1 tRNA gene and 2 rRNA genes (1 of these 3 cut by a window edge) are annotated in these 2,500 nt (G+C 53.7%); all 3 read left to right on the top strand.

Going from position 1 to position 2,500, the window contains the following annotated elements:
- A 23S ribosomal RNA gene (locus V473_RS19965) occupies positions 1–1,920 on the top strand; it begins 901 nt to the left of the window's first position.
- A 201-nt stretch (positions 1,921–2,121) separates the two neighbouring features.
- Positions 2,122–2,236, top strand: a 5S ribosomal RNA gene (gene rrf, locus V473_RS19960).
- Positions 2,237–2,418: 182 nt separating this feature from the next.
- Positions 2,419–2,495, top strand: a tRNA-Met gene (locus V473_RS19955).
- Positions 2,496–2,500 lie beyond the last annotated feature (5 nt).

Here is a 2,500-nt window from a genome sequence, read left to right as displayed (position 1 = left end):
GGATGATTGCCGTTGGGGGTAGAGCACTGGATGGTTGCGGGGGTCGCGAGATCTACCAACACTAACCAAACTCCGAATACCAACGAGTCTAGTCCGGCAGACAGACGGCGGGTGCTAAGGTCCGTCGTCAAAAGGGAAACAGCCCTAACCTACAGCTAAGGTCCCCAAGTCATCACTAAGTGGGAAAGCATGTGGGATTTCCAAAACAACCAGGAGGTTGGCTTAGAAGCAGCCATCCTTTAAAGAAAGCGTAACAGCTCACTGGTCTAAACAAGAGATCCTGCGGCGAAGATGTAACGGGGCTAAAGTGATGCACCGAAGCTTAGGGTTCAGTCTTTGACTGAGCGGTAGCGGAGCGTTCCGTAGGCCGTTGAAGCGGGAGGGTAACCGACCGTGGAGGTATCGGAAGTGCGAATGCAGACATGAGTAGCGATTAACAGTGTGAGATGCACTGTCGCCGAAATTCCAAGGGTTCCTGCTTAAAGCTAATCTGAGCAGGGTAAGCCGGCCCCTAAGACGAGCCCGAAGGGGGTAGTCGATGGGAACCACGTTAATATTCGTGGGCCTGGAGGTGTGTGACGGATGGCGTAAATGGTCTGGGCTTATTGGATTGCTCCAGGCTGTGAAGTTGTCCCAGGAAATAGCCCCTCCGTATAGACCGTACCCTAAACCGACACAGGTGGAATGGTAGAGTATACCAAGGCGTTTGAGAGAAGTATCCTGAAGGAACTCGGCAAATTGCCTCCGTACCTTCGGAAGAAGGAGGCCCCACATAAGCGCAAGCTCTTGTGGGGGGCACAGGCCAGGGGGTAGCGACTGTTTAGCAAAAACACAGGGCTCTGCTAAGTCGGCTTCAAGACGACGTATAGGGCCTGACGCCTGCCCGGTGCCTGAAGGTTAAGAGGAGGAGTGCAAGCTCTGAATTGAAGCCCAGGTAAACGGCGGCCGTAACTATAACGGTCCTAAGGTAGCGAAATTCCTTGTCGGGTAAGTTCCGACCTGCACGAATGGCGTAACGACTTCCCCACTGTCTCCAGGATATGCTCAGCGAAATTGAATTCTCCGTGAAGATGCGGAGTACCCGCGGTTAGACGGAAAGACCCCGTGCACCTTTACTGCAACTTCAGAGTGGCATTAGGAAAGAGCTGTGTAGCATAGGTGGGAGGCTTTGAAGCATCGACGCCAGTTGATGTGGAGCCATAGGTGAAATACCACCCTGCTGTTTTCTGATGTCTAACCTCGTACCGTTATCCGGTACAGGGACCCTCTGTGGTGGGTAGTTTGACTGGGGCGGTCGCCTCCTAAAGAGTAACGGAGGCGCGCGATGGTGGGCTCAGGACGGTTGGAAACCGTCTGTTAGAGTGCAATGGCATAAGCCCGCCTGACTGCGAGACTGACAAGTCGAGCAGAGACGAAAGTCGGTCATAGTGATCCGGTGGTCCCTCGTGGAAGGGCCATCGCTCAACGGATAAAAGGTACGCCGGGGATAACAGGCTGATGATTCCCAAGAGCTCATATCGACGGAATCGTTTGGCACCTCGATGTCGGCTCATCACATCCTGGGGCTGGAGCAGGTCCCAAGGGTTTGGCTGTTCGCCAATTAAAGTGGTACGTGAGCTGGGTTCAGAACGTCGCGAGACAGTTTGGTCCCTATCTGCCGTGGGCGTCGAAATTTGAGAGGAGTTGACCCTAGTACGAGAGGACCGGGTTGAACATACCTCTGGTGTACCAGTCGTTCCGCCAGGAGCGCAGCTGGGTAGCTATGTATGGACGGGATAACCGCTGAAAGCATCTAAGCGGGAAGCCTCCCTCAAGATAAGATTTCTCAGGACGGTCGAAGACCACGACCTTGATAGATCGGATGTGGAAGTGCGGTAACGCATGAAGCTAACCGATACTAATTGTCCTATTCGCGCTTAAACGGTTCACTTGTGAACCGCAGAGTCCCACCATCAACGACAATGCTGGTCTCCAGCGCATGTCAGCGATCGGTCGGTTGTTAAGCCAGCCCGGATATACGCTTACAAAACATACACCAAACGCGGCTGTTGCCGTGTTTGGCAAGCAAATACTCATGTGCACGGCATCGATCAAAAACCCATATATGCGCCAGCTTCATTGCTTGGTGACCATAGCGTCTGTGACCCACCCGATCCCATCCCGAACTCGGCCGTGAAACCAGTCTGCGCCGATGGTACTATTGCTCAAGCACTGGAAGAGTAGGGCGTCGCCAGGCATTGAAGCTCGCGCATATATCGGAAACAAAAACCCATTCATAACGTCTCATAAAAGGGCGACCCAAAAGGTCGCCCTTTTACCGTTGGTGACGCGGGATGAAGCAGCCCGCCGTCAGACCGCAAAAGCGGGATGACAAGCAAAAATGCTTCGCAGGCTGCAAAACGCAGCCCATGTTGGTGACGCGGGATGGAGCAGCCCGGTAGCTCGTCAGGCTCATAACCTGAAGGTCGTAGGTTCAAATCCTACTCCCGCAACCAACATA

It is taken from the genome of Sphingobium cupriresistens LL01, assembly GCF_001046645.1.
Classification (GTDB): Bacteria; Pseudomonadota; Alphaproteobacteria; order Sphingomonadales; family Sphingomonadaceae; genus Sphingobium; species Sphingobium cupriresistens.
The sequence above is the reverse complement of the archived record's forward strand: the minus strand, read 5'-3'. Positions and strand labels throughout refer to the sequence as shown.